General features: G+C 31.3%; 24 protein-coding genes. 22 read left to right on the top strand and 2 right to left on the bottom strand.

Features of this window, described 5'->3' with window-relative positions:
• From pseC to K8354_RS12850, 22 genes are all read left to right on the top strand, one after another.
• Positions 1–1,188, top strand: a complete 1,188-nt coding sequence (gene pseC / locus K8354_RS12955) for a UDP-4-amino-4,6-dideoxy-N-acetyl-beta-L-altrosamine transaminase (RefSeq protein WP_223440585.1) — start codon at positions 1–3, stop codon at positions 1,186–1,188.
• Positions 1,175–1,696 (top strand): GNAT family N-acetyltransferase, encoded by a 522-nt coding sequence (locus K8354_RS12950; RefSeq protein ID WP_223440577.1) that lies wholly within the window; start codon positions 1,175–1,177, stop codon positions 1,694–1,696. The genes pseC and K8354_RS12950 overlap by 14 nt, the downstream gene beginning before the upstream one ends.
• The gene (locus tag K8354_RS12945) at positions 1,689–2,567 is read left to right on the top strand and encodes an aldo/keto reductase (RefSeq protein WP_223440575.1); all 879 of its coding nucleotides are present in this window, start codon (positions 1,689–1,691) and stop codon (positions 2,565–2,567) included. Before K8354_RS12950 ends, K8354_RS12945 begins: the two co-directional genes overlap by 8 nt.
• Complete coding sequence (locus K8354_RS12940; protein ID WP_223440573.1) at positions 2,558–3,325, top strand: cytidylyltransferase domain-containing protein; 768 nt, start codon at positions 2,558–2,560, stop codon at positions 3,323–3,325. Before K8354_RS12945 ends, K8354_RS12940 begins: the two co-directional genes overlap by 10 nt.
• Complete coding sequence (locus K8354_RS12935; protein ID WP_223440571.1) at positions 3,318–4,625, top strand: aminotransferase class III-fold pyridoxal phosphate-dependent enzyme; 1,308 nt, start codon at positions 3,318–3,320, stop codon at positions 4,623–4,625. Before K8354_RS12940 ends, K8354_RS12935 begins: the two co-directional genes overlap by 8 nt.
• Positions 4,626–4,634: 9 nt before the next feature.
• Positions 4,635–5,207 carry a GNAT family N-acetyltransferase gene (locus tag K8354_RS12930; RefSeq protein WP_223440568.1) on the top strand — a complete coding sequence of 191 codons (573 nt, stop codon included), beginning with the start codon at positions 4,635–4,637 and terminating at the stop codon, positions 5,205–5,207.
• Between the two features lie 3 nt (positions 5,208–5,210).
• Positions 5,211–5,885 carry an SDR family NAD(P)-dependent oxidoreductase gene (locus K8354_RS12925; protein ID WP_223440566.1) on the top strand — a complete coding sequence of 225 codons (675 nt, stop codon included), beginning with the start codon at positions 5,211–5,213 and terminating at the stop codon, positions 5,883–5,885.
• The gene (locus K8354_RS12920) at positions 5,882–6,580 is read left to right on the top strand and encodes a metallophosphoesterase family protein (RefSeq protein WP_223440559.1); all 699 of its coding nucleotides are present in this window, start codon (positions 5,882–5,884) and stop codon (positions 6,578–6,580) included. The genes K8354_RS12925 and K8354_RS12920 overlap by 4 nt, the downstream gene beginning before the upstream one ends.
• Before the next feature lie 6 nt (positions 6,581–6,586).
• Positions 6,587–7,543 carry an ATP-grasp domain-containing protein gene (locus tag K8354_RS12915; RefSeq protein WP_223440557.1) on the top strand — a complete coding sequence of 319 codons (957 nt, stop codon included), beginning with the start codon at positions 6,587–6,589 and terminating at the stop codon, positions 7,541–7,543.
• Positions 7,540–8,226: a formyl transferase gene (locus tag K8354_RS12910; protein ID WP_223440556.1), complete on the top strand. Its 687-nt coding sequence runs from the start codon at positions 7,540–7,542 to the stop codon at positions 8,224–8,226. The genes K8354_RS12915 and K8354_RS12910 overlap by 4 nt, the downstream gene beginning before the upstream one ends.
• Entirely contained in the window at positions 8,204–8,914 is a 711-nt protein-coding gene (locus K8354_RS12905; RefSeq protein ID WP_223440554.1) for a PIG-L deacetylase family protein, read from the top strand. The genes K8354_RS12910 and K8354_RS12905 overlap by 23 nt, the downstream gene beginning before the upstream one ends.
• A gap of 8 nt (positions 8,915–8,922) precedes the next feature.
• A complete protein-coding gene (gene pseI / locus K8354_RS12900) occupies positions 8,923–9,972 on the top strand; it encodes a pseudaminic acid synthase (RefSeq protein ID WP_223440552.1) in 1,050 nt (349 codons plus the stop codon).
• A 124-nt stretch (positions 9,973–10,096) separates the two neighbouring features.
• Positions 10,097–11,170: a hypothetical protein gene (locus K8354_RS12895; protein ID WP_223440550.1), complete on the top strand. Its 1,074-nt coding sequence runs from the start codon at positions 10,097–10,099 to the stop codon at positions 11,168–11,170.
• A 108-nt stretch (positions 11,171–11,278) separates the two neighbouring features.
• Positions 11,279–11,938, top strand: coding sequence for a class I SAM-dependent methyltransferase (locus K8354_RS12890; RefSeq protein WP_223440548.1), 660 nt, complete (start codon positions 11,279–11,281; stop codon positions 11,936–11,938).
• 70 nt (positions 11,939–12,008) lie between these two features.
• Positions 12,009–13,301, top strand: a complete 1,293-nt coding sequence (locus tag K8354_RS12885) for a hypothetical protein (RefSeq protein WP_223440546.1) — start codon at positions 12,009–12,011, stop codon at positions 13,299–13,301.
• A gap of 5 nt (positions 13,302–13,306) precedes the next feature.
• Complete coding sequence (locus tag K8354_RS12880) at positions 13,307–14,728, top strand: oligosaccharide flippase family protein (protein WP_223440545.1); 1,422 nt, start codon at positions 13,307–13,309, stop codon at positions 14,726–14,728.
• 10 nt (positions 14,729–14,738) lie between these two features.
• Positions 14,739–15,821 (top strand): glycosyltransferase WbsX family protein, encoded by a 1,083-nt coding sequence (locus tag K8354_RS12875; RefSeq protein ID WP_223440542.1) that lies wholly within the window; start codon positions 14,739–14,741, stop codon positions 15,819–15,821.
• Positions 15,822–15,824: 3 nt separating this feature from the next.
• Positions 15,825–16,907, top strand: a complete 1,083-nt coding sequence (locus K8354_RS12870; protein WP_223440540.1) for a glycosyltransferase family 4 protein — start codon at positions 15,825–15,827, stop codon at positions 16,905–16,907.
• Positions 16,908–18,017, top strand: coding sequence for an EpsG family protein (locus tag K8354_RS12865; RefSeq protein ID WP_223440538.1), 1,110 nt, complete (start codon positions 16,908–16,910; stop codon positions 18,015–18,017).
• Between the two features lie 18 nt (positions 18,018–18,035).
• Positions 18,036–19,166, top strand: coding sequence for a glycosyltransferase (locus K8354_RS12860; RefSeq protein WP_223440536.1), 1,131 nt, complete (start codon positions 18,036–18,038; stop codon positions 19,164–19,166).
• A gap of 85 nt (positions 19,167–19,251) precedes the next feature.
• Positions 19,252–19,788: an LbetaH domain-containing protein gene (locus tag K8354_RS12855; RefSeq protein WP_223440534.1), complete on the top strand. Its 537-nt coding sequence runs from the start codon at positions 19,252–19,254 to the stop codon at positions 19,786–19,788.
• Positions 19,789–19,832: 44 nt separating this feature from the next.
• On the top strand, positions 19,833–20,663 hold the full coding sequence (locus K8354_RS12850) for a glycosyltransferase family 2 protein (protein WP_223440525.1): 831 nt from the start codon (positions 19,833–19,835) through the stop codon (positions 20,661–20,663).
• A 126-nt stretch (positions 20,664–20,789) separates the two neighbouring features.
• Here K8354_RS12850 and K8354_RS12845 read toward each other — a convergent pair whose 3' ends face one another.
• Positions 20,790–23,159 (bottom strand): GumC family protein, encoded by a 2,370-nt coding sequence (locus K8354_RS12845; RefSeq protein ID WP_223440523.1) that lies wholly within the window; start codon positions 23,157–23,159, stop codon positions 20,790–20,792.
• A 6-nt stretch (positions 23,160–23,165) separates the two neighbouring features.
• On the bottom strand, positions 23,166–23,930 hold the full coding sequence (locus K8354_RS12840) for a polysaccharide biosynthesis/export family protein (RefSeq protein ID WP_223440516.1): 765 nt from the start codon (positions 23,928–23,930) through the stop codon (positions 23,166–23,168).
• Positions 23,931–23,993 lie beyond the last annotated feature (63 nt).

Genomic DNA, 23,993 nt, shown 5'->3' with positions numbered 1-23,993 from the left:
ATGAAAGCAATACCTTACGGACGCCAAAATATTACTGAAGAAGATGTAAAAGCTGTCGTTGAAACTTTAAAGTCAGATTATTTAACGCAGGGTCCTAAAATTGCAGCGTTTGAAACTGCATTTGCTAAATATATTGGAAGTAAATATGCCATAGCACTGGCAAATGGAACAGCTGCCTTGCACTTATGTACATTAGCCTTAGGGGTTAAAGAAGGAGATAAAGTAATTACAACACCGATTACTTTTGCCGCGTCTGCCAATTGTGTGCGCTATTGTGGCGGAGAAGTCGTTTTTTCTGATATTGATCCAGAAACTTATTTGTTAGATATTGATAAAGTTAGAACACTTTTAGAAGCTTCACCAAAAGGCACGTATAAAGGAATTATTCCTGTAGATTTTGCAGGTAGAGCAAATAACTTAGAGGCTTTTAGAGCATTAGCCGACCAGCATGACCTTTGGATCATTGAAGATGCTTGTCATTCACCAGGAGGAAGTTTTAAGGATAGTAATCATAAGACTCAAAATTGCGGCAATGGAAACTATGCCGATTTAGCTATTTTTTCATTCCACCCAGTCAAGCATATTGCTTCAGGAGAAGGTGGCATGATTACCACTAATGACGAAAAGCTATATCAAAAACTATTGCAATTAAGAACACACGGTATTGTAAAAAATAATAATGCGTATACGAATTCAATTGCATTGGCTGGTGGTAAAGAAACCTACCCTGGTTGGTATATGGAAATGCAAAATTTAGGATTTAACTACAGGCTTACAGATTTTCAAGCTGCATTAGGGTTAAGTCAACTTTCAAGGTCAGATAAAGGTATTGAAAAACGTAGAGAAATTGCTTCAAATTATTTTGATGCTTTTAAAAATAAATCCTTTATTAAAGGACAATCGGGGGTTATTGAGGGGCATGCTTATCATTTATATGTTATAGAGGTTCAAGACCGATTAGGCTTGTATAATCATTTAAGAGATAAAAATATCTTTGCTCAAATTCATTATATTCCCTGCCATTTAATGCCTTATTATCAGCAGTTTGGATGGAAAGAAGGAGATATGCCAAATGCAGAAAATTATTATAAGCATTGTATTAGTTTGCCAATGTATCCAATTTTAACAGATGAAGAACAAGCTTATGTGATTGATTCTATAAATTTATTTTACAGTGAGAAATATTGAATTAGAATCTGAGCGTTTATTTTATAAAAGAGTTAATAAAGAACATATTTCAATGGATTATGTTCATTGGATTAATGATTCCGAAGTAAATATGTATCTTGAAACAAGCGGAGGTTATACCTTAGATCTTTTAAAGAAATATATTGAAAGTCAATATAAAAATGAAGTTTATTTTTGGGCAATTCACCTAAAAGGTTCTAAAAAGCACATTGGAAATATTAAGATAGATCCCATAAATATGAAAACAAAATCTGGAGAATACGGAATTCTAATTGGAGATAAGGAAAGTTGGGGAAAAGGGTATGCGAAAGAAGCTTCAAATACAATATTGAATTTTTGTTTTAAAGAGCTTAAATTATCAAAAGTTACACTGGGAGTCATTGAAAATAATAGATCAGCTGTTCAATTATATAAAAAAATAGGGTTTAAAATCGATGAAATTATCTCTGGAACTAAAGAATATAATCATACAATAAGTAATTCTTTAAGAATGTCAATCAATGGTTAAAAACTTAAATTCTAAACTTATTTTAGGCACAGTTCAGTTTGGGCTTGATTATGGTATTAATAATACCAATGGTCAAGTTAGTTTAGAGAGCAGTCATCAAATTTTACAACATGCTTTTAATCAAGGAATCCAAATTTTAGATACTGCAGAAGCTTATGGAAATGCTCATTCCGTAATCGGGACTTTTCATGAAAAAAACCCTGATAAAATATTTGAAATTATCACAAAATTACCACATCAATTTAACTCAAATATTAGTGATAAAGTTATTAGTTATTTAAACGATTTAAAGGTTACAAAATTACACGCCTTATTGTTTCATAGCTTTTTAAGTTATAAAGAAAATATCAATTATTTTGACGCGCTCATTCAACTGAAAAAAGCGGATAAAATAAAATATGTAGGTGTATCCGTGTACACAAATAAAGAAATTGAAGATGTTTTATTAAATGATGATGTAGATATTATACAGTTGCCATTTAATTTATTTGATAATATTTGTCAGCGAGGTACTATTTTAGAAAAAGCAAAATCAAAAGGAAAAATAATTCACACAAGATCAGCATTTCTTCAAGGATTATTTTTTAAGGATATAAATTCAAAAAATAAAATAGCACAAAATTTAAAAGAAGAACTTTTAGAAATATTAAAAATATCAAATAAGAATCAAATTTCTACGGCGCAATTGGCTTTAAATTATTGTTTGCAACAAACACTTATTGACAATGTTCTGATAGGTGTTGATTCATTAAAACAACTAGAACAAAATATAGAGTCCGTAAAACACAGCATAGACGCTGCCTTAATTGATCAAATAAATAAGATAAAAGTAGAAGATGTTCAATTATTAAACCCTTCTCTATGGAATTAAAAACGGTTTTAATATCGCAAGCAAGAATAGGTAGCACAAGATTACCCGGAAAAGTGTTAAAAGAAGTAAACGGACAATCATTACTTCAAATACATTTAGACCGGTTAAAAAAAAGCTCAAAAGTTTCAGAAATATTTGTAGCTACTACCATTAATCATCAAGATAAAGTCATTTTTGATAAAGCAAAAGAATGGGGTTACCAGGCTTTTAGAGGTTCAGAATCAAATGTTTTAGATCGTTTTTATCAAGCAGTAAAAAATAGTAATGCTGATTGGATTGTAAGAGTAACATCAGATTGCCCTTTATTAGATGCTAAATTGGTTGATGATATTATAAGTTTTGCTCATAATAATAAGTACGATTATGTATCAAACAGTTTATTAGAGCGTTTCCCAGATGGTCAAGATGTAGAGGTTTTTAAATTTTCGGCCCTAGAAAAAGCTTGGGAAAATGCAAACTTAAAATCAGATTTAGAACATGTAACACCTTATATTCGCAATAATGCGAATGGAAAAGGAGATAATGTGTTTAGCAGTAAAAATTTTGATTGCGAAAAAGATTTTTCTAAGATTAGAATGACTGTAGACGAACCAAGAGATTTTAATTTAATTGAATATTTAATTCAAAAATTAGGCACAGAGAAAACCTGGCTAGAGTACACTAATTATATTATTGACAATGATTTGATTTCAATGAATAATCAAATTATTAGAAACGAGGGGCTTTTAAAATCATTAAAAAACGACACAAATGGGTAAAGGACAAGATTTGTATACAAAAGCGAAAACACTTATTCCTGGAGGAACTATGCTGCTTTCTAAACGACCAGAAATGTTTTTGCCAGAACATTGGCCCGCGTATTTCTCTAAATCGAAAGGCTGTAAAGTTTGGGACTTAGATGGTAAAGAATATTTAGATATGTCAATTATGGGTATTGGAACCAATACACTTGGTTATGGCAATGATGAAGTAGATGCTGCAGTTATTGAAACTGTAAAGAAAGGAAATATGAGTACGTTAAATTGTCCAGAAGAAGCATATCTAGCAGAAAAACTGATAGAAATGAATCCTTGGGCAGATATGGTAAGGTTTGCACGAACTGGAGGTGAAGCCAATGCGATTGCTATTAGAATTGCAAGAGCTGCAGCCGGCAAAGACAATGTTGCTATCTGTGGTTATCATGGTTGGCATGATTGGTATTTATCTGCCAATCATAATGGAGGAGACGATTTGTCCTCTCATTTAATTCCTGGATTAAGCCCAAAAGGAGTGCCCAAAAATTTAAAAAATTCAGTATTCCCTTTTCATTATAACAATTATGAAGAACTTTTGGAAATTGTTGAAAACAACAATATAGGAGTTATTAAAATGGAGGTGATGCGGAATTTCGGACCTGAAAATAACTTTTTAGAGAAAGTTCGAGCATTAGCAACTCAAAAAAATATTGTTTTAATTTTTGATGAATGTTCTTCTGGATTTAGAGAAACATTTGGAGGGATTTTTCAAAAATTTAATGTAGAGCCTGATATGATTATGTTAGGAAAAACATTAGGAAATGGATATGCTTTAACAGCAGTTGTTGGAAAAAAATCTGTAATGGAAGCAGCACAAAATACTTTTATAAGCAGCACCTTTTGGACCGAAAGAATTGGTCCTACAGCTGCCTTAGCTACTTTAAAAGTAATGGAACGCATAGAGTCTTGGAAAACAATTACAAAAACAGGAAGTAAAATGCAAGATGGTTGGAAAAGACTAGCCCAAACCCACAATTTAGATATTACAGTTTCAGGGATTCCTGCAATGACTACGTATGGGTTTAATAGTGAAAATGCGGCTGCCTATAAAACATTGATTACCCAAGAAATGCTAAAAAAAGGTTTTTTGGCGAGTACCCAATTTTATGCTTGTATCAAGCATACAAACGAACATTTAGAAACCTATTTAGATGTGTTAGATACCATTTATGCAACAATAGCAAAATGCGAGTCAGGAACCTTACATATTAATGATTTATTAGAAGGACCTGTATGTCATTCAGGTTTTAAGAGATTAAACTAATTTACTCCAATGAATTCTTACAAAGTTTTAAATAACCAAAAATTTTTATTTAATGAGTACTCAATTGTACCCATTAGATATCAAGATCGTATGGATATTTTACATTGGAGAAATGAACAGGTATATCATTTAAGACAAGAAAAACCACTTACAGAGGAAGATCAAGAAAATTATTTTAACAAAATTGTAAACAACTTGTTTCATCAAGAAAAACCAAACCAAATCTTATTTTCGTATTTAAAAGATACTATTTGTATTGGTTACGGTGGTCTAGTACACATTAATTGGATCGATAAAAATGCAGAAATTTCTTTTATTATGAACACCAAATTAGAGAAAGAACAATTTTCAATGCATTGGAAAACATTTTTAAAATTGATTGAGCAAGTTGCATTTCATGAACTCAACCTTTATAAAATATTCACTTTTGCCTTTGATCTTAGGCCGCATTTATATGCACCCATCGAAGCGTCAGGTTTTGTGAAAGAAGCGATATTAAAAAAGCACTATTTTTTTAATGGATCCTATAAAGACGTCATTATACATAGTAAGTTTAATACAAATCATCATAAAGTAATTTAAAAGATGAAAAAGACATTCGTTATAACAGGAGCCAATCGAGGTTTAGGCAAATCATTTGTTGATGCCTTAATGAAAGAGGAAGATTGTTTTGTAATTTCCATCTCTAGAAGTATAAGTGACGAACAAAAAGAATATCCTTCAGAACGATTCTTTTTTTTACAAATTGATTTGTCTGCAGATGTTGTGGGAGAAAAAATAAAGGTTTTAAAAGATGTCATTGGCAATGAAGCAATCTATTTTATCAATAATGCAAGTATCATTGAGCCGATTGCAAAAATTTCGGAGTTACAGGAAGCGGCAATAGACAAAACTATTTCAGTGAATATAAAATCAACTATAATGCTAACGCAATATTTTCTAAAGAATTTTAATACAAACACATTAACGTTTGTAAACATAAGTTCAGGAGCTGCAAACAGCGCCATTCCTAATTGGTCTCTGTATTGTTTATCCAAAGCGAGTATTCAAATGTTTTTTAAGGTTGCTGAAACCGAATACAAACAACATCGTTTTTTTAACATAGATCCCGGAGTGATGGATACTGGGATGCAAAAAAGTATCAGAGAAAGTGATTTTCCTGATGTTGAAAACTTTAAAGAGTTAGAAAAAGAAGGGCAATTAAAAGCACCTATTATGGTAGCTAAAGACATACTTAAAACAATAGGAGTAATAGAATGAAAATAGCTGTTATTTCTGATATTCATGGCAATTATGATGCGCTTGTTGAAGTCTTAAAAAAGGCTAAGAAAGAAGGTGTGCAGCATCTCTTAATTTTAGGCGATATTGTTGGGTATTATTATCATCCGGATAAAATACTGAAAGCATTGTCTGAGTGGAGTTTTGATATGATAAAAGGAAATCACGAATATATTTTAGAAGATTTAATAGCGAATCCGAATTTAAAGGAATCTATTAGATTAAAGTATGGCAGTGGTCATAAAAATGCAATAGATAAGTTGTCTTTAGAACAGTTAAAATTTTTAAAAGATTTACCAGAAACAAGGTCTGTTCAATTTGATAAAACGTCTTTATTGATGTCTCATGGTAGCCCATGGTTAAATGATTATTATATTTACCCAGATGTTCATCAGGAAATCATAGAAAAATGTGATTCAGAACAGCATGATTTTGTTTTAATTGGGCATTCTCATTATCAATTTGCTGTTAAAAACACAAATAGTATTGTAATAAACCCAGGTTCTGTGGGGCAATCTAGACAAGCAGGAGGAAAAGCATCTTGGTGCATTATCAACACAGAAAATAAGTGTTTTCAAATGTTGTCAACAGCGTATAATGTTGAAAAATTAATTGATGAGGTTGCTAAGAAAGACTCAGATATTAAATATCTAACTCAGGTTTTAAAAAGAAATTAAAGAAGTATGGGTAAAACGTATAACATATTAGTAACAGGCTGTGGTGGAGATATTGGGCAAAGTATCGGGAAAATACTTTTAAAATCAACCTTCACCAAGAACTTATATGGTATTGATATTTCTGATAAAAATGCGGCTCAATTTATCTATCCTAATTTTTCTGTTGGTCTACCTTGTAAACATCCGGAGTATTTAAAAAATTTGGAGGTATTTATTGAAAAGAATGCTATTGATATACTAATTCCAATGTCAGAGCCAGAATTGCGTTATTTTTCAGAACAAAATCTATTGTATAAAATAGGGAATGCCAAAATGATAACAGCATCGGCATCAGCATTAGAAGTTGGTTTTGATAAATACAGAACTGTTCAGTTTTTAGAGGCAGAAGGGTTTCCTTTCCTAAAAACAGTTTTAGCCAAAGATGTAAAAGAGATAACATCTTTTCCGTTAATTTTAAAGTCTAGAAAAGGTTCAGGAAGCAAAGACATTTATAAAATTAATTCTTTTGATGAGTTTTTATTTTATACTAAAAACAATAAGGAAAACTATATCATTCAGGAGTTTGTAAATGATTATCAAGGAGAATTTACTTGTGGTTTGTTTAGAAGTAGTAAAGGTATAATCCGCTCTTTAATTTTTAAAAGAGAGCTTCTTGAAGGTCATAGTGTTTATGGCGAGGTTGTTGAAAATAATACAATTACTCATTTATTAGAAACGATTGCAGTAAAACTAGATCTTCGAGGTAGCATCAACGTACAGTTAAGAATTAAAGATAATGTGCCTAAAATATTTGAAATAAATCCACGATTTTCGAGTACAGTGTTGTTTAGACATCTTTTAGATTTTAAAGATCTAGAGTGGTCTATACAAGATATTTTAAAACAAGAAATTTCAACCTATAAAACACCAAAAATTGGTACACGATTTTATAAAGGTCATGAGGAATACATTTCCCAATTATGAAACTAACGAATATTATAGTATCGGAAAAAAAATGGAATAAAGATTTAATTTCTAAGTTAGAAAATCAATATAAGAATACTGACTGGATATTGATTGATCATAGAGATGACTTTACGTGTAATTTTTTAGGTAAACGAAAAATTGATAAAATTTTTATTCCACATTGGTCGTATATCATTCCAGAATCAATATACTCAAATTATGAGTGTATCGTTTTTCATATGACAGATTTGCCTTTTGGCAGAGGCGGAAGTCCACTACAGAATCTAATAGTAAGAGGACATAAAGAAACCCAAATATCAGCATTACGAGTAGTGAAAGAACTAGATGCAGGTCCAATTTATTTAAAAAGACCATTGTCTTTAACAGGAAGTGCTACAGAGATTTTTACAAGCGCTAACGACATGATAGAGCGGATGATTCTAGAAATTATAGCCAAGGATTTAAAACCAAAAAAACAAGCGGGTGAAATAGTCACTTTTAAAAGGCGTACCCCAAAAGAGAGTAACCTTAAAGAAATAGAAGATTTAGAAAAAGTATTTGATTATATAAGAATGTTAGATGCAGAAGGCTATCCTCATGCGTTTTTAGAGACTTCTGCCTTAAAATTTGAATTTACAAATGCGAATCAGAATACAGACGAAGAAATAATTACTGCACATGTTAGAATTTTTAAGAAATAAAAAGATAATGATTGTAGTGGCACATCCGGATGATGAGTTATTAGGACTGGGCGCTACAATGCATAAGTTAATTAGTGAATATAAGGTGCAAACACATGTTGTTATTCTTGGCGAAGGGATTACCTCTCGGTCTAATGATAGAGATGTAGATTTATGGAAAAAAGAGTTAGCAACACATAGAGAAAACATTCAAAATGCTCAAAAAGCAATAGGATATCATAGTAATAGTATTTTTGATTTTCCTGATAACCGGTTCGATGCTGTTGCCTTATTAGATATTATTAAGGTCATAGAAAAAGAAAAAGAAAGTTTTCAACCAGAAGTTATATTCACACATCATGGAGGCGATGTAAATATAGATCATCAGAGAACTTTTGAGGCTGTCATTACTAGTTGCCGACCTTTGCAAGATGAAAAAGTAAATACAATTATTACCTTTGAAACACCTTCTGGTACAGAATGGAGATCCCCTTCAGATCCAAAACATTTTTTACCGAATTTATTTTTTAGTATTGCAGAGAACAACCTAAATGCTAAAATAAAAGGCATGGAAAGCTATGAATTTGAGCGTCGGGAGTATCCGCATCCAAGATCTCCAGAGGCTTTAAAAATTCAGGCGCAAAGATGGGGCATAACAGTCGGTACTAAATTTGCAGAAGCTTTTTGCTTGATAAGATCTATAAATTAACATGTAATATGAAAATAGGAAGTATAGAAATACATAAAAATTCACCAATATTTATTATTGCAGAATTATCTGCAAATCATAATGGAAGTTTAACGACCGCTATTGAAACAGTAAGAGCTGCAAAACGAGCGGGCGCAGATTGTATAAAATTACAAACATATACAGCTGATACCATGACGATTGCTTCAGATAAGGACGATTTTATTGTAAAAGGTACCATTTGGGAAAATCAAAATCTACACGAATTATACCAAAAAGCATATACCCCATGGGAATGGCAAGAAGAGTTGATGCAAGTTGCCAAAGAAGAAGGTTTGGTTTGTTTTTCTTCACCATTTGATGCAAGCTCTGTGGAGTTTTTAGAGAATTTAAAGGTTCCAGCGTATAAAATAGCCTCGTTTGAGATTACAGATATTCCGTTGATAGAATTAGTAGCATCCAAAGGGAAACCAGTTATTATGTCTACAGGAATTGCAGAAAAAGAAGACATAGCGTTAGCGCTTGAAGCTTGCAAAAGAATGGGGAATAATAACATTGCTTTGTTAAAATGTACTTCTAGTTATCCTGCGCCAATAGAAGAGGCAAATCTATGTATGATTAAAGATTTAGCGGATCGTTACGGGGTTATTAGTGGCTTATCTGATCATACCATGGGAAGCACGGTACCCGTTGTGGCAGCAGCTTTAGGAGCTAAAATTATAGAAAAACATTTTATATTAGATCGCTCAATCGGTGGGCCAGACGCTTCTTTTTCGATGAATGAAGAAGAGTTTACTGCTATGGTAAAAGCGGTAAGAGAAGCAGAAAGTGCTATTGGTGTTGTAGATTATACATTAACGGCTAAACAACGACATGGTAGAGATTTTTGTCGCTCTTTATACGTTGTAGAAGATATAAAAGTAGGTGAAATCATTACTGAAAAAAACATGAGGTCGATAAGACCAGGATTTGGAATGCATCCAAAATATTATCAAGAAATACTAGGTAAAAAGGTACAGGTAGATATTGAAAGAGGAACGCCTTTAAGCTTCAATATGCTAGCCGACGGTTTAGCCTAATTTAAAGGTTTTAAGAAAGCTTATACCCGTAATTTTAAATGATAAATTATAGATATTATTCAAGTTTTTAAATGAATAAAAAACATGTAAATAAGTTTTCGGTCATGACATTAAAGTACACACTATGAAAGAAATAATACGCAGATACCCTATTAGTATCAAGCAAATAAAATGCCTAATTGTTGGTTTTATTGTTTGCGTTGTTTTGTCTTGTAACGCCCATGATCAAGAAATAATTGAACCTGCTGCAGATACCATAAAAATAACCAGAGTAGCCTATGAAGAAGGAAGACATAAGGCCTTTACGGACATTACTTTTTTTGATAATCAATTTTTCCTGGTCTTTAGAGAGGCAGACAAGCATGCTTATGGAGAAGATGGTGTTGTGCATTTATACAGCAGCGCAGATGGTTTAGAATGGAATTTTATTCAGGAAATTGTTCAAACGGGTATTGATTTAAGAGATCCAAAATTTGCAATAAACAGCGATGAATTATCATTATATATTCATGGTTCAACATATGAAAATCAACAAATAAAATCATTTACAGGGTATAATTTAAAGTATTCAAAAACAACGGGTTGGCAAGAACCAAAACCTGTTTTGTTAGATAATCTTGCCCCAGTAGCCAATAGTATTTTAGGGAATGAGGCGTGGCCTTGGCGTATTACTTGGCATGAAAATAAGGCGTATTCCGTGGGTTATAATGGGAATGATATTTTTGACCTTTATAAGAGTAATGACGGTCTTTTTTTTTCAAAACAAAATGTGTTTAACCCCATTCCTAAAGATCCATCAGAGACCACAATTAGAGTCAGTACTAGTGGGGAGTTCTTTGCTATGGTAAGAAGAAATAAGGGGTCTACCTTGTTGGGAAGAACTCGGAATCCTACTGAAGATTGGGATTGGTTTGGAGAAATTGATTTTGAGAATTTTAGAGGTCCCAATTTTTTAATACTTGAGGATCATAAGTTGCTTTTTTCTGGAGCTTTTTTTAGTTGGGTTTATTTAGGCGTCTATGATTTAGAAACAAATACCTACAAGCAAGTTATTGATATTCCTAGCTTTGGTGATGGCTCATACCCCGGAATGGTAATAAAAGATAATATATTATGGCTTAGCTACTATACTTCTTTTGAAAATACCCGAGGGTCATCTGTATATGTAGCAGCCATCAATTTGGAAAAGGTATTGTAGCAATATGGAATGCATAAAAAAAGCATTATAATATTTGAATAAAGTTATTTTGGTAGAAAAGGGAGTATTATTGATAAAAATAAATAAGTATAAATCAAATTTAAAAGGATGATAGAACAATATGAAATAAAGAAAAATGAACTTTACTTTTCTAATATTCGGAAAGATGTAATTTCATTTATAGGTACACATAAAGATTTGATTGTGTTAGAAGTTGGCACAGGAACAGGAGCAACCTTAACCGAACTAAAACAAACAGGTGTTGCCAAAGAAATACATGCCTATGATTTAGTCGATGTTTGCGAAAATAAGGAGTATTTCGATTCATTTACAATAGACAATGTTGAACAACAAAAAGAGCTACCATTCAAAAAAAAATACTTTGATGCTATTATTTTAGCAGATGTACTTGAGCATTTATTAGATGCAGAAAATACAATTGCCACCTTGTTGCCTTATTTAAAAAAGGATGGTTCTATATACGTAAGCCTTCCAAATTTTCGTTACGCAAATGCCTTATATAAAGTAGTGGTAAAAGGTAGTTTTGAGTATGAAGATTATGGGATATTTGATAAGACTCATTTGAGATTTTTTTGTAAAAAAGACATGAAAAAATTATTTGAATCTTTTCCAGAGTTAAAGATAGATAAGATAGAATCAAACTTAAAGAGTATAAAATGTAAAAGAACTACATTGAATATGTTAACATTTGGCATTTTTGAAGAATTTTTGAGCTTACAGTTTTTTTTAAAAGTAAGTTTAAAATAGCTTAAAGTATCGATTAAAAATTTTAACATCACTAAGGCAAAAATTATATTAAAATTAGTTTTACTTTTCAATGAACAATTATTTAATAAAATATTTAAGAGACAATGCAGATTCTAAATTGTCAAAAAAATATATTGATTTTTTTAAAGTGGAATTAGATTTTCAAATTTATATTTCAGAATCGTATATGTCTGAAGGATATTTTAGAAACAAGAAGATTAGCACGGAAGAAAAATTAAAACAAATTTTTCAATATGCGAATGCCTTATTCGTAAAACCCAATAAAAATAGTTCGTTAAATAGTAGCGTACTATCTACCTTAAAAATACCACAAAAAGATATTGCGCTTTTTTCACAGCTAGGCTTCGATTTGTATTCTCCAATATGGCACCCCTTACGGAAGAAAAATATTTTCGGAGATTATAAAACGTTAAAATGGCATTTAAATATGCAAGAGACCATCAGAAATGATAAATTTCACAAATTTTTAGATGATAAATTTCATGCTGAATTAGAGGTCTTTCAAGAGTATCTAGTTACGCAATATCAAGAACAAAATTTTAGGGCTTTACTATTGTATACAGACCAATACTTTTATAGTAAATATAGTATTGATATTTTTAAAAAAATGAATCGCCCTTCCTTTATTTTTTCGCATGGAATGCCGGGTATTTATAGTTTAGAAGTAGATAATAGATCTGATTATTTGATGGTATGGAGTGAAAAAATTAAACAAAATTATATCGATGCTGGTTTTGACGCTTCAAAGGTTAAAGCCGTAGGAAATCCTAAATATAAAAATTTAGATAGAAAGAAAACAGTAAGGTCTAATTTGTCAGACGTTTTGGTCATTCCGCCAACATCGGCAACTTGGGTGCAACATGAATATGACAACACGGTCATTACAGACCCAAGTACAACCGCTTTATATCTTTATATGGTACAAACGGTTTTACAAAAGTTTGGGATAAAGAAAGTGCGGTATAGAACACACCCTACAATGAATAAAGATTGGGTACATGCTTTTTTAGACCAAGATTTTTACGTGAAGGATACGCAAGCATTAGAAGCTTCGCTGGATAGGTCTTCTTTAGTGATTGGTGTGAATTCCACCTTACTTTTAGAAGCATTAATTCAGGGCGTAAATTATATTTTATTTGATCCAAAACAGATCGGAGATATCAATCTTTTAGGATATAAATCGGTACCGCCTTTTGATGGTTCTGAAGAGAAATTAATGATTGCCGAGGATGAAATTGAATTAGAGAAAATGATCAAAGCGAATGCACAGACTGACTATAGCTTGGTACATGATTATATTCAAGATTTTGATTTATCCGTGCTAAAAGAGTTAATTAACTAAGCAGCATGAGTAAAAATAAGTTAATTAAAAACACCACTATTTACGCTTTAGGAGATATTATTCCTAGACTTATTGGTTTTATAGCCCTACCAATTCTTACCCAATATTTAACGCCGGCTGATTACGGTATTGTAAACTACGTAAACACTTTAAATACCTTTTTATTGGCGCTAGGATTTTTGAGCATCAATACCTATTTTTTGGTTTTTTATTATCGATGTAAATCTTCTGAAGAACAAAAAAAATTATTAGGAAATTTATCTTCTTTTGTTATTTTATTAAATGCGATACTGGTAGCTCTTTTACTGTTTTTTGGCGAACCTCTTTTGCACGCCTTAGGTAGTAATATTGATTTTTACCCTTATATAGTTGTGGCCATTTTTATCAATTTTTTTAATTTATTTTCTATCCTTCCCTCTGCACTTTTTAGAGTCATAGAAAAACCTTTACCGTTAACAATATTAAATATTTTAAGAGGTGTCATCACCTTTATTTTAACCTTAGTGCTAGTTATATATTTTAACTACACCGCCTTGGGAGTTTTATATGCGAATTTAATTGTTAATTTTATTTTTGCATTTATTTTCTTAATGATGGTGCGTAATCATATTATTTGGAATTTAAATTTAACACAAATAAAAAAGGTTTTGGCATTTTCACTGCCCCTCGTTCCAGGATCCATCGCATATTACCTTACAACAATTTCAGATCGAATATTAATTGACAGATATTTAAGCCTTAGCGACTTAGGAATATATAGTATTGCAGCCACAATTGCATTCATACTCAATATATTTTCTTATGGCGCATACAAAGCTTTTGAACCCTATATTTTTAAAAATTGGGGAAGTAAGCAATTCTTAGCTATTTTTGAAAACATACGGAATAGTTTTGTTTATGTTTTATTAATTGGTGTGCTTTGTTTAAGCGTCTTTTCTAAAGAATTTTTTATATTAATGACAGATATTAAATTTCATGAAGCCTATTGGTATGTACCTCTTATTATCATTGGCGTTTATAGCGCATCGTTGAGCATGTTATACGGAACCATAATTACGGCGAAAGAAAAGACAAAAATAAACTCGCTCATAAGTATGATTGGTGCAACGATAAGTGTAACTTTAAATATGATTTTTTTACCAAAATATGGCTTGTTCACGGCTGCTATTGTTTCAAGTTTTGCAATGACTGTAATGTTATCTATATCCATTTGGTATGCAAAACTTAACATAAGCCATTATCGACCCATTGGTAGTTTATTGCTGGTAGCAGTATCCATTTATATTTTGGTTTATATCCTTAAAATTGATGATATACTGTTTTCCATAGCCTTAAAATCTATGGCTTTATTAGTTGTTATTTTTGGGTTATCTATAATCCTTTCCATCAATCCAATTAAAATGATAAAAGGTTTTATCAAAAAATAAAAAGAGTCGCATGAAAACAAAAGCACGTGTCATTGCATTTTATTTACCCCAATACCACCCAATACCAGAGAATGATGCTTGGTGGGGAAAAGGATTTACAGAATGGACCAATGTTGGTAAAGCAAAAGCGCTATTTAAAGGGCATTATCAGCCCCGAGTTCCTGCGGATTTAGGCTATTACGATTTAAGAGTTCCTGAAACACGAAAAGCACAAGCAGATATGGCGCGCGCTTATGGTGTGGAAGGTTTTATTTATTGGCATTACTGGTTTGGAAATGGTAAACGTTTAATTGAACGCCCTTTTAATGAAGTGTTAGCTTCTGGAGAGCCTGATTTTCCGTTTAGTTTAGCTTGGGCAAATGAAACCTGGAAAGGTTTTGCGCATGGCATGACCAATCGTAATATTTTAATAGAACAAAAATATCCTGGTATAGCAGATTATACAGCTCATTTTTATGAAGTGCTTCCGGCATTTAAGGATAAAAGATACATCACCATAAATAATAGACCGTTGTTTATGATTTACAAACCTTTAGAGCCAGAAGTGAAAGTTTTTATGGAAACCTGGCAAAAACTAGCGCTAGAAAATGGCTTAGAAAGAATTTATTTTGTGGGACATGCGATTGATGCTAAGATAAAGGTTAAAGATATATTGGCAAACGGGTTTGATGCTGCGAATAGCACAAGATTATTTAATTACACCTTAAATCATCGTACTTTTGGACAAAAAGTATACAATAGATTGAACAGAGTATTCAGAAATGTGCCTTTAGCATATCCATATAAAACCGTTTCAAAATATTTTATTACGCCCGAAGAAGATAGCCTAGAAAAAGTATTTCCAACCATCATACCAGGATGGGATCATACAGCTCGCAGTGGTCGGGAAGGTTTGGTATTAACCAATTCAACACCCGCATATTTTGAAAAACATGTAAAAGGCGTGGTAGATATTGTAGATGCTAAAAAATCAGAAAATAAAATCATATTTTTAAAATCATGGAATGAGTGGGCAGAAGGTAATTATATGGAGCCAGACTTGCGATGGGGCAAAAAGTATTTAGAGGTACTTAAAAAGCATATTGTCAAATAATTTATGAACCAAAGCTTTAAAAATACAAAAGTGGTGTATTTAGGTTTTAACAATATGTTAAAACATAAAAGAGGGGTAGAAAATGTCATAGATTTTCAATCAAAAGCAAGTGTCAGTGCCATAAATTATTATATCCACTGGGATGATACAACGAGTGTTTATAAATATAAAGGACTTTTATGTATCGGTATAAAAAGTAATTTTTTAAAATTTTTTGTGTTCAATTGGTTGATGATAAGAATTAAAAGAAGAGAAAAATCCATTTTTATACACTCACATAATACCTTAATGAGTATGTTTGGTATCTTGCAAACTCATTTATTTACCGTGCATGATGCTTTGTATTATCAACATAAAGCCATCAAACATACATTAAAAAATATTTTTTATGTATTAGAGCTTTATTTATATATGAGAGTGAATGATGTTCATTTTATCTCCAAATATTCAAAAAAAATGAGTTTGTTTTCTGGCAACGAAAACTTTGTAATTATTCCGAACACTTCACATCTTGAAAGCGCTAAAATGATGGGTAATAGTAAAAAGAACCTTTCACTAAAACCAGAATTTAAACCCGGCGCCATTAAAATATTTACGGTTAGAAGCATGGAAGAAAGAGCTAGAATTGACTTGCTGATTGAATTAGCCCAACAACTAAAGCATACTGATTTTGAGTTTTTCATTGCAGGAAAAGGACCTTTGTATGATTTTTATAAGAATCAAATCGAATCATTGAGTTTAAAAAATATTCGATTGTTAGGGTATGTAAGTGATGCCGATTTGATGGAATATTATTCAAAATGTGACATTGTATTAATACCTGCAGCGTATGCAGAAGGTTTTGGTTTGCCAATTATTGAAGGTTATTTATTTAATAAACCCGTAATTGCGTCCAATAGATGTGCCATTCCTGAAGTGATCATTTCTAAAGAATTTTTATTTGAGAATACCGTTGACAGTATTATTGAAAAATTAAATTTTGCAAAATTGAAATTGAATGGGCCTTACAGAGCATTTTATGATAACACATTTTCAAATGCCCATATTTTAAGTCAGTTGAATGCCTTCTATAAAAACCGAATGTAAATGAGCATATACATTTTTACGCTAGTCGTTTTATTGATTTTTTCATTTTTTGAATTAAGAACAAATTTGTTGGATATTCAGCAAAAAGTGATGGCCGTTTTTGTGTTTTGTCTTTTTGTTTTTCAAGTGGGTTTACGCTGGCAAACAGGCACCGATTGGGAGCCTTATTTAGAACATTTTAACCTAGTCAATTCCATTTCAGATATTTATTATTCTTCATCAGGTTTTGAACGTGGGTATAATTTGTTTGTTTTCATTATAAAACTTTTCTGGAATAATTATAGTGTATTCCTTTTTGCCCATGCATTTATTTATTATTTTTTAATTTTTTCTGCGTTTAAAAAATTAACACCCTACTTTTTTATATCCTTATTCGTTTTTTATGCGACTACTATGGGCGTTATGGGTTCTAATAGGCAATTAATTGCACTAGGAATTTGTTTATTTTCGTTGCGGTATCTGTTCAATAAAAGTACCCTTAAATTTTTTCTTTTTATTGGCCTCGCGTTTCTCTTTCATAGATCGGCAATTCTTTTTATTGTCTACTATTTTTTAAATATAAACATAAAGAGATCCTGGCTATTTACCATTTTAATTATTTCTTTTATTATTGGAAAAACAAATTTGCCTATTTTAGCTTTTTCTTTTGCCGGTAATATTCTTGGAGATGTTGGTGCCTATAAAGTAATGTTTTATGGCAGTACGTATGAGGAGGAAGCCCGATCACTAAGTCTATTAGGTTTATTAAAAAGGTTGTTATTTTTTGGTTTGTTCCTGTATAATTATACCTTTTTAACACTTAAATTGCCTTATTATAAAATAATCTTTAACGGATACTTTGTTGGTTTGGTTATTTATGCTTTATTTTCAAGTTCTTTAATAATTTTAGTGAATAGAGGGAGTTTATACTTTAGTGTCATGGAGTGTTTACTGTTGGCAAGCCAGTTTATTCTTTTAAAAGATAAACATTACACGGTTCATTTCTTAATTTTATTATTTATAGTTTCCTATTTTTTGTTATTGCAATCCATAGCCGGATATTCAGATTTATTTCTCCCGTATAAAGGTCTTTTTATCAACTCAGATGTGTTTAGATATCGACTCGAATAATAATTTTATCTAGAAAAAATGGTAAAAAAAAATATTGTAATCTCTGGTATTAATCTTTTTGAAGGAGGTACCTTATCCATTATCAAAGATTGTTTAACTTTTTTAAATACAAGCAATTATGTAAAGAACTACAACTTTATCGCTTTAGTGCATAAAAATAGTTTGTTTGATACAAGGGAGTATATGAATATAAGGTTTATTGAATTCCCAAAATCAAGAAAGTCTTATTTTTATCGTCTGTATTATGAGTATATTTATTTCAACAAATTAGCAAAAGAGCATCAAGTTTTTTTTTGGTTGTCTTTGCATGATATGACACCGAATGTTGGTACAATACCACAAGCAGTATATTGTCATAATGTAACTCCTTTTAATACAGTAAATTTAAGTGATATTTATCTGCAACCTGTTCAATTTTTTTTTAGATTGTTTTATAAATACTTGTATCAAATAAATATTAAAAGAAATAAATTTGTCATCGTGCAACAGTTATGGATTAAACATCAATTTAAAGAAATGTTTGGCCTAAAAGAAAATCAAATTATAACAGCACCACCAGAAATCACAAAAATAACGCAAAGATTTTTAGAGAAAAGCAACATAGAAATCGCAAAAAAAGAGCCGACCCGAAAAGTATTCTTTTTTCCCACATTCCCCAGAACTTTTAAAAATATTGAAGTGATTTGTAAAGCCATGGAATTAATGTCAAAATTAAAAAATATAGACATAAATGTTATGATAACGATTGACGGTTCAGAAAATAAGTATGCTAAAACAATCGTTGAAAAATATCAACATATAAAAACCCTTAAATTTATTGGGTTGATAAAAAGAGAAGAGGTGTATGAATATTATTCTAAATGCGATGGTTTAATCTTTCCTTCTAAATTAGAAAGTTGGGGGTTACCTTTAAGTGAATTTAAACAGTTTAACAAGCCTATGTTTGTTTCTAATTTGCCGTATGCAAAGGAAACAGTGGGTCATTATGATTTTGTATGTTTTTTTAATCCGGATGATGCTGTTCAATTATCAAAATTATTTATAAATGCTGCAAAAAATAAATTGTTGTTCCATGAAACCAAAGCGGTTCAGTACGAGCAACCTTTTGTTAAAGGATGGAACGAATTATTTGCACTACTCATAAAATAAGTCATTTTCTAAAAAATAAAATAGGATAAAAAAATATGGTATAATAGGATCAATAAGAATAAGGTTATCATTTCTTTATACAAAATTGTTTTTTAGCAATGCAAGGTTAATTAGACTTCCTTTTGATATCAGGAATAAAAGGTACATCAAAATTGGAGATCATTTTACAACAGGTTTTGGTTGTAGAATTGAAGCTTTTCCCTTGAATAAGAAGAATGGAATTTGTTTGACCATAGGTAAAAATGTCGAAATAAATGACTATGTGCATATCGCTGCGGTGCAGTCCGTGCATATTGGAGATAATGTGTTAATGGCAAGTAAAATATATATTTCAGATTGTTTACATGGCAGTTATTCAGGTAATGAGAACGATGATCATCCAAATACACCGCCGAATGATAGAAAATTTTCTGCAAAAAGTATTATCATTAATGATAATGTATGGCTTGGAGAATTTGTAACTGTCCTTCCTGGAGTTACTATTGGTAAAGGTACTATTGTAGGTGCAAACTCTGTAGTTGCCAAAAGTTTACCTGATTATGTTGTTGCTGTGGGCATTCCGGCAAAACCTATCAAGAGTTTTAATTTTGAGTCTCAGCGATGGGAAAAATACATTTCATAGCAAATAGATTTATATCGCTTTAAAAAACATATTAATCACAATCAATGAAAGAACCTTTGCTAACAGCATCTCTCGTAGTCTATCACAACGCTAAAGAAGATATCAAAAAAGTGATCGATTCCTTTTTGGGATACGGATCTAAATCAGTGCTGTTTATTATTGATAATTCTGCCAATGATTCACTGAAAGTGCTTTGTGATAATTCGAGAGTTGTCTATGTTTTTAATGATAAAAATATAGGTTTTGGTGCTGCGCATAATATTGCTTTTAATAAAGCCTATCAACTAGAAAGTGAATATCATATTTTATTAAACCCTGATGTCTATTTTAAACCTTCCATTATAAAGGATTTAATTCATAAGGCAGCATCAGATCTTTCCATTGGATTGTTAATGCCAAAAGTGATTTATCCAAACGGGAATACTCAGCATCTTTGTAAATTGATTCCGTCTCCTAAAGACCTTATTTTAAGACGTTTTATTCCTTTTAAAGGGATGAAAAAGAGACTCGAAAATAGATACGAATTGCGTTTCTTTTCATACGATGAAGAGGCAGAAATTCCAGTATTATCAGGTTGTTTTATGATGATAAGAACTTCTATACTAAAAACGGTAAATGGTTTTGATGATCGTTTTTTTATGTATTTAGAAGATGTTGATTTATGTCGCAGAGTAAGCGGGGTTAGTCGTTTAGTTTATTATCCAAAAGTATCGATTGTTCATAATTACGAAAAGGGATCTTACAAAAGCAAAAAACTATTATCATATCACATACAATCTGCCATCAAATATTTTAATAAATGGGGTTGGTTTTTTGATGCTGAGCGATCCAAAATTAATCATAAAACATTGCTGAAACTAAATTACAAAAAATAAGGAAATAATAATTTTAGTAGGAGCACTGCAACGCATTTATCTATTCATTAATACATTGGAGTAATACTAATTTTTAAAACAGATCACAAATCGTAACCAAACGGAACACACCAAATTTATTATACACTATCTAAAAATTTTCTGATACCATTTTTTCTTGATGGCTCCTTGTCCATACCCATATCCGTAACCATATCCATACCCATAGCCATGAACCCCATTTACATCGGTGTCATTCAGAACGATTGCCATGTTTTGCAATCGGTTGGTTTCATGCAATTTTTCAGGGATTTTAAGCATACGTTTATCTAAATAGTTTGCTCTGATGACATAAATGAATAAGTCTGCTCTATCTTGACTTAAATACACCGTATCTGTCACCATATTTACAGGGGCTGTATCAATAATAATATAGTCATACTGTTTTTTAGCGTAAGAAAGTAATTCATCAAAACGACCGTTCATCAGTAATTCTGACGGATTAGGGGCAATATAACCACCTTGTAAAATATCAAAACCTAGATCCGTGGGTTTTTCGATAAGACTTTCTGGTTGTAGGGTATTATCTGCCAAGAAATGGGTTAACCCTTGTTTTTGGGGAATATTGATATACTCCGCAATTTTAGGACTTCTAATATCACCACCAATTAGTAATACTTTTTTTGAAGATAATGATAAGATTCTAGCCAAATTAATGGAAATAAAAGATTTTCCTTCACCGCTAATTGTTGACGATACAAAGATGGTTTTTGAAGATTTGTTTAGCTTAGAAAGCATAAAAAACATATTCGTTCTTATAATACGAAATGCTTCTGTAAACGGACTTACATCTTCATGACTAATGATAAAGTTTTCAGCTTTTTTAAACTTCGGAATGTCTCCTAAAATAGGAACCGATAAAACAGACTCTAAATCTTCAATTTTGTGTATTTTATTATCAAATAAAAAGATAAGATAAAGAATAACAAAAGGAACCACTAATCCCATGGTACCAGACATAAGATAAATAATAATACGCCTTGGAGATACAGCAATATCGCTACCATAAGCCGGATCAATTATTTTTGCGTTGGGTGCTTTAACGGCTAAGGTTATGGAGTTTTCCTCTCTTTTTTGTAATAAATATAAATACAAAGATTCTATAATTTGTTGTGACCTCTGGATGTCTCTAAACTCTCGCTCTTTTTTTGGTACAGAGGTTATTTTAGAATTTAGTCTTACTTCTTGTTTTTTTAAATCATTTAAAGAGATTGTTAATGAAGATTTTAGATTCTCTAAACTTTGTGCAATATTTGCTTTTAAATTCGATATTTGATTGTCTAAATTTACAATCACTGGGTTTAAACTATTGGAACTTTGAAGCAATCTGTTGCGTTCTAGTAAAATTTCATTAAACCTTACCGTATTCTGATTTAATATTGCACTTTCCAAACCAAGATCAGTAGGGATCAGCTTGTTGTCATTTTCAGCAACATACTCAATGATATATTCTACAAGTTTTAGTTGTGTTTTTAAAGCTACTGTTTCTTTCTCTAATTCATTGTTAGCATTTAAAATAAGAGTAGATTCAGAGGCAATATTCGTTAAATTATTACTTGTTTTAAAAGTTTCCACATCTTTATCCATCATGGTAAGCTCTTTGGATATGGCTTCTATTCTTTCATTTATAAAGATGCCTGTATTTTTAGCAATAAGACTTTTATCTATAATGGCTTCAATATTATATTGCTCTAGTAAAACATTTAAAATCTCTCGGGATTTTTGCTTGTTGGCATCTCTAAGAGTCATTTCAACCAAACTAGATTTTCTGTTAACAGGTTCAATTTGCACTTTAGACCTGTAGTAGTTTGCAACAGATTCTACTTTAGATATGATGATTTTAATTTTTAATCCGATTTCAATGGGTTCCTTGTTTGTAGGTGTTACCGTAAAATCAGCCATACTACTTGCTACATTTTCGCCAAATAGATAGCTTCCTACCTTTTTACCATCGGCATCAAATAGGTTAAAATTAGTTTTTGAAGTTGGTATGATTGATAATGATGTGTCCTTTTTATAAAGTAACGAGTCTTTCTCAAAAAAGTTTAGCTTAAAAGGGAGGCCATTTCCGTATATTTCTGAATCACGAAAACTCCCTTTAGCCAAGTAGGTTTTGTTTATGCCTAGCTTTTTGACCACTTTTTCCATGAGACTGCGTGATTTTAAAATTCCAATCTCGGTAAGAAACATCGATTTTCCACTGGTTGCTATTCCTAAATCCTGAAAGGCAGAAAGTTCTGATGAAATGTTTTGGTTTTCGCTATCTTGTATCAAAATGGTAGACACCACTTGAAATTGAGGAGTGGTGTAGCGTAAATACAAAAAGCCACAAAATATGGAGATGATAAATCCTAACACAAACCATTTCCAATGAAATAAATATTGCTCTAGAAATTCTCTTAAATTAAAGGCGTCTTTTTTTGATAAACTTAAATCAATGTTATTGGTTTCTTTCATAGTTTTTTACCTTACAAGAATAGCTATTAGCGTAACTAATATTGATATAGAAGAAATAATTACAGATGTATTTGGCCCCACATTGGATGCATTTACTTTCGCTTTGTTTGAAGGAATAAAAAGCGCATCGTTTTGAGTTAGATAGAAATAGGGTTTGTTAAATAGTTCCTTGTTGGTAAGGTCTATGGTTTCAAAAATACGTTTACCATTTTGTTCTCTAATTAACATAATATTTTCACGATCTCCATAAATAGTTAAGTCACCAGCGAGTCCTAAAGCTTCAATAATAGAGATTCTTTCATTTAATACAGGGTAATTCCCCGGATTTTTAACTTCACCTAGAATCGTAATTTTAAAGTTGGTTATTCGAACATTAACAATAGGATCTTTTAAATAAAGTAATAATTTTTTTGTTAAGAAATTTGTAAGTTGCTTGGTTGTCATTGCAACTACTTTAATTTTTCCTAAAACAGGAAAACTAATTTCGCCATCGGCATTTATAATATAAGGCAACGGTATTTGGTTTGCCAACGTTTGAGCCTCAAAAAGATTAAAGGGAATTGCGGCATCTTTTTCAATGGTAGATACGTTTATCGATAAAATATCACCAATTTGAAGCGTTGGCTCATAGTTTTCTAATTCTTCTTTTATGTTTATATTGGTAGTATCTTGAAAATAATTAATTTTTTTTGAAGAAACACACCCTAAGAGAAAACTGCTCAATAGTATAACAGCGAAACGCTTAAAATACTTTTTTTTAACTTTGTTCATTTTTGAATAATTTTCGGAAAACAGCGTTTTATTTAAATAAAGTTTCATCTAGTTTACCCTGAG

The organism is Polaribacter litorisediminis (genome assembly GCF_019968605.1).
Taxonomy (GTDB): domain Bacteria; phylum Bacteroidota; class Bacteroidia; order Flavobacteriales; family Flavobacteriaceae; genus Polaribacter; species Polaribacter litorisediminis.
The sequence above is the reverse complement of the archived record's forward strand: the minus strand, read 5'-3'. Positions and strand labels throughout refer to the sequence as shown.

Bases quoted from the DNA above. Each gene is read 5' to 3' on its own strand.
- pseC (WP_223440585.1), top strand. From the start codon at position 1: ATGAAAGCAATACCTTACGGACGCCAAAATATTACTGAAGAAGATGTA.
- K8354_RS12840 (WP_223440516.1), bottom strand. From the start codon at position 23,930: ATGAACAAAGTTAAAAAAAAGTATTTTAAGCGTTTCGCTGTTATACTA.
- K8354_RS12890 (WP_223440548.1), top strand. From the start codon at position 11,279: ATGATAGAACAATATGAAATAAAGAAAAATGAACTTTACTTTTCTAAT.
- K8354_RS12850 (WP_223440525.1), top strand. From the start codon at position 19,833: ATGAAAGAACCTTTGCTAACAGCATCTCTCGTAGTCTATCACAACGCT.
- K8354_RS12945 (WP_223440575.1), top strand. From the start codon at position 1,689: ATGGTTAAAAACTTAAATTCTAAACTTATTTTAGGCACAGTTCAGTTT.
- K8354_RS12895 (WP_223440550.1), top strand. From the start codon at position 10,097: ATGAAAGAAATAATACGCAGATACCCTATTAGTATCAAGCAAATAAAA.
- K8354_RS12885 (WP_223440546.1), top strand. From the start codon at position 12,009: ATGAACAATTATTTAATAAAATATTTAAGAGACAATGCAGATTCTAAA.
- K8354_RS12845 (WP_223440523.1), bottom strand. From the start codon at position 23,159: ATGAAAGAAACCAATAACATTGATTTAAGTTTATCAAAAAAAGACGCC.
- K8354_RS12915 (WP_223440557.1), top strand. From the start codon at position 6,587: ATGGGTAAAACGTATAACATATTAGTAACAGGCTGTGGTGGAGATATT.
- K8354_RS12935 (WP_223440571.1), top strand. From the start codon at position 3,318: ATGGGTAAAGGACAAGATTTGTATACAAAAGCGAAAACACTTATTCCT.
- K8354_RS12865 (WP_223440538.1), top strand. From the start codon at position 16,908: ATGAGCATATACATTTTTACGCTAGTCGTTTTATTGATTTTTTCATTT.
- K8354_RS12905 (WP_223440554.1), top strand. From the start codon at position 8,204: ATGTTAGAATTTTTAAGAAATAAAAAGATAATGATTGTAGTGGCACAT.
- K8354_RS12870 (WP_223440540.1), top strand. From the start codon at position 15,825: ATGAACCAAAGCTTTAAAAATACAAAAGTGGTGTATTTAGGTTTTAAC.
- pseI (WP_223440552.1), top strand. From the start codon at position 8,923: ATGAAAATAGGAAGTATAGAAATACATAAAAATTCACCAATATTTATT.
- K8354_RS12925 (WP_223440566.1), top strand. From the start codon at position 5,211: ATGAAAAAGACATTCGTTATAACAGGAGCCAATCGAGGTTTAGGCAAA.
- K8354_RS12875 (WP_223440542.1), top strand. From the start codon at position 14,739: ATGAAAACAAAAGCACGTGTCATTGCATTTTATTTACCCCAATACCAC.
- K8354_RS12940 (WP_223440573.1), top strand. From the start codon at position 2,558: ATGGAATTAAAAACGGTTTTAATATCGCAAGCAAGAATAGGTAGCACA.
- K8354_RS12910 (WP_223440556.1), top strand. From the start codon at position 7,540: ATGAAACTAACGAATATTATAGTATCGGAAAAAAAATGGAATAAAGAT.
- K8354_RS12860 (WP_223440536.1), top strand. From the start codon at position 18,036: ATGGTAAAAAAAAATATTGTAATCTCTGGTATTAATCTTTTTGAAGGA.
- K8354_RS12930 (WP_223440568.1), top strand. From the start codon at position 4,635: ATGAATTCTTACAAAGTTTTAAATAACCAAAAATTTTTATTTAATGAG.
- K8354_RS12880 (WP_223440545.1), top strand. From the start codon at position 13,307: ATGAGTAAAAATAAGTTAATTAAAAACACCACTATTTACGCTTTAGGA.
- K8354_RS12920 (WP_223440559.1), top strand. From the start codon at position 5,882: ATGAAAATAGCTGTTATTTCTGATATTCATGGCAATTATGATGCGCTT.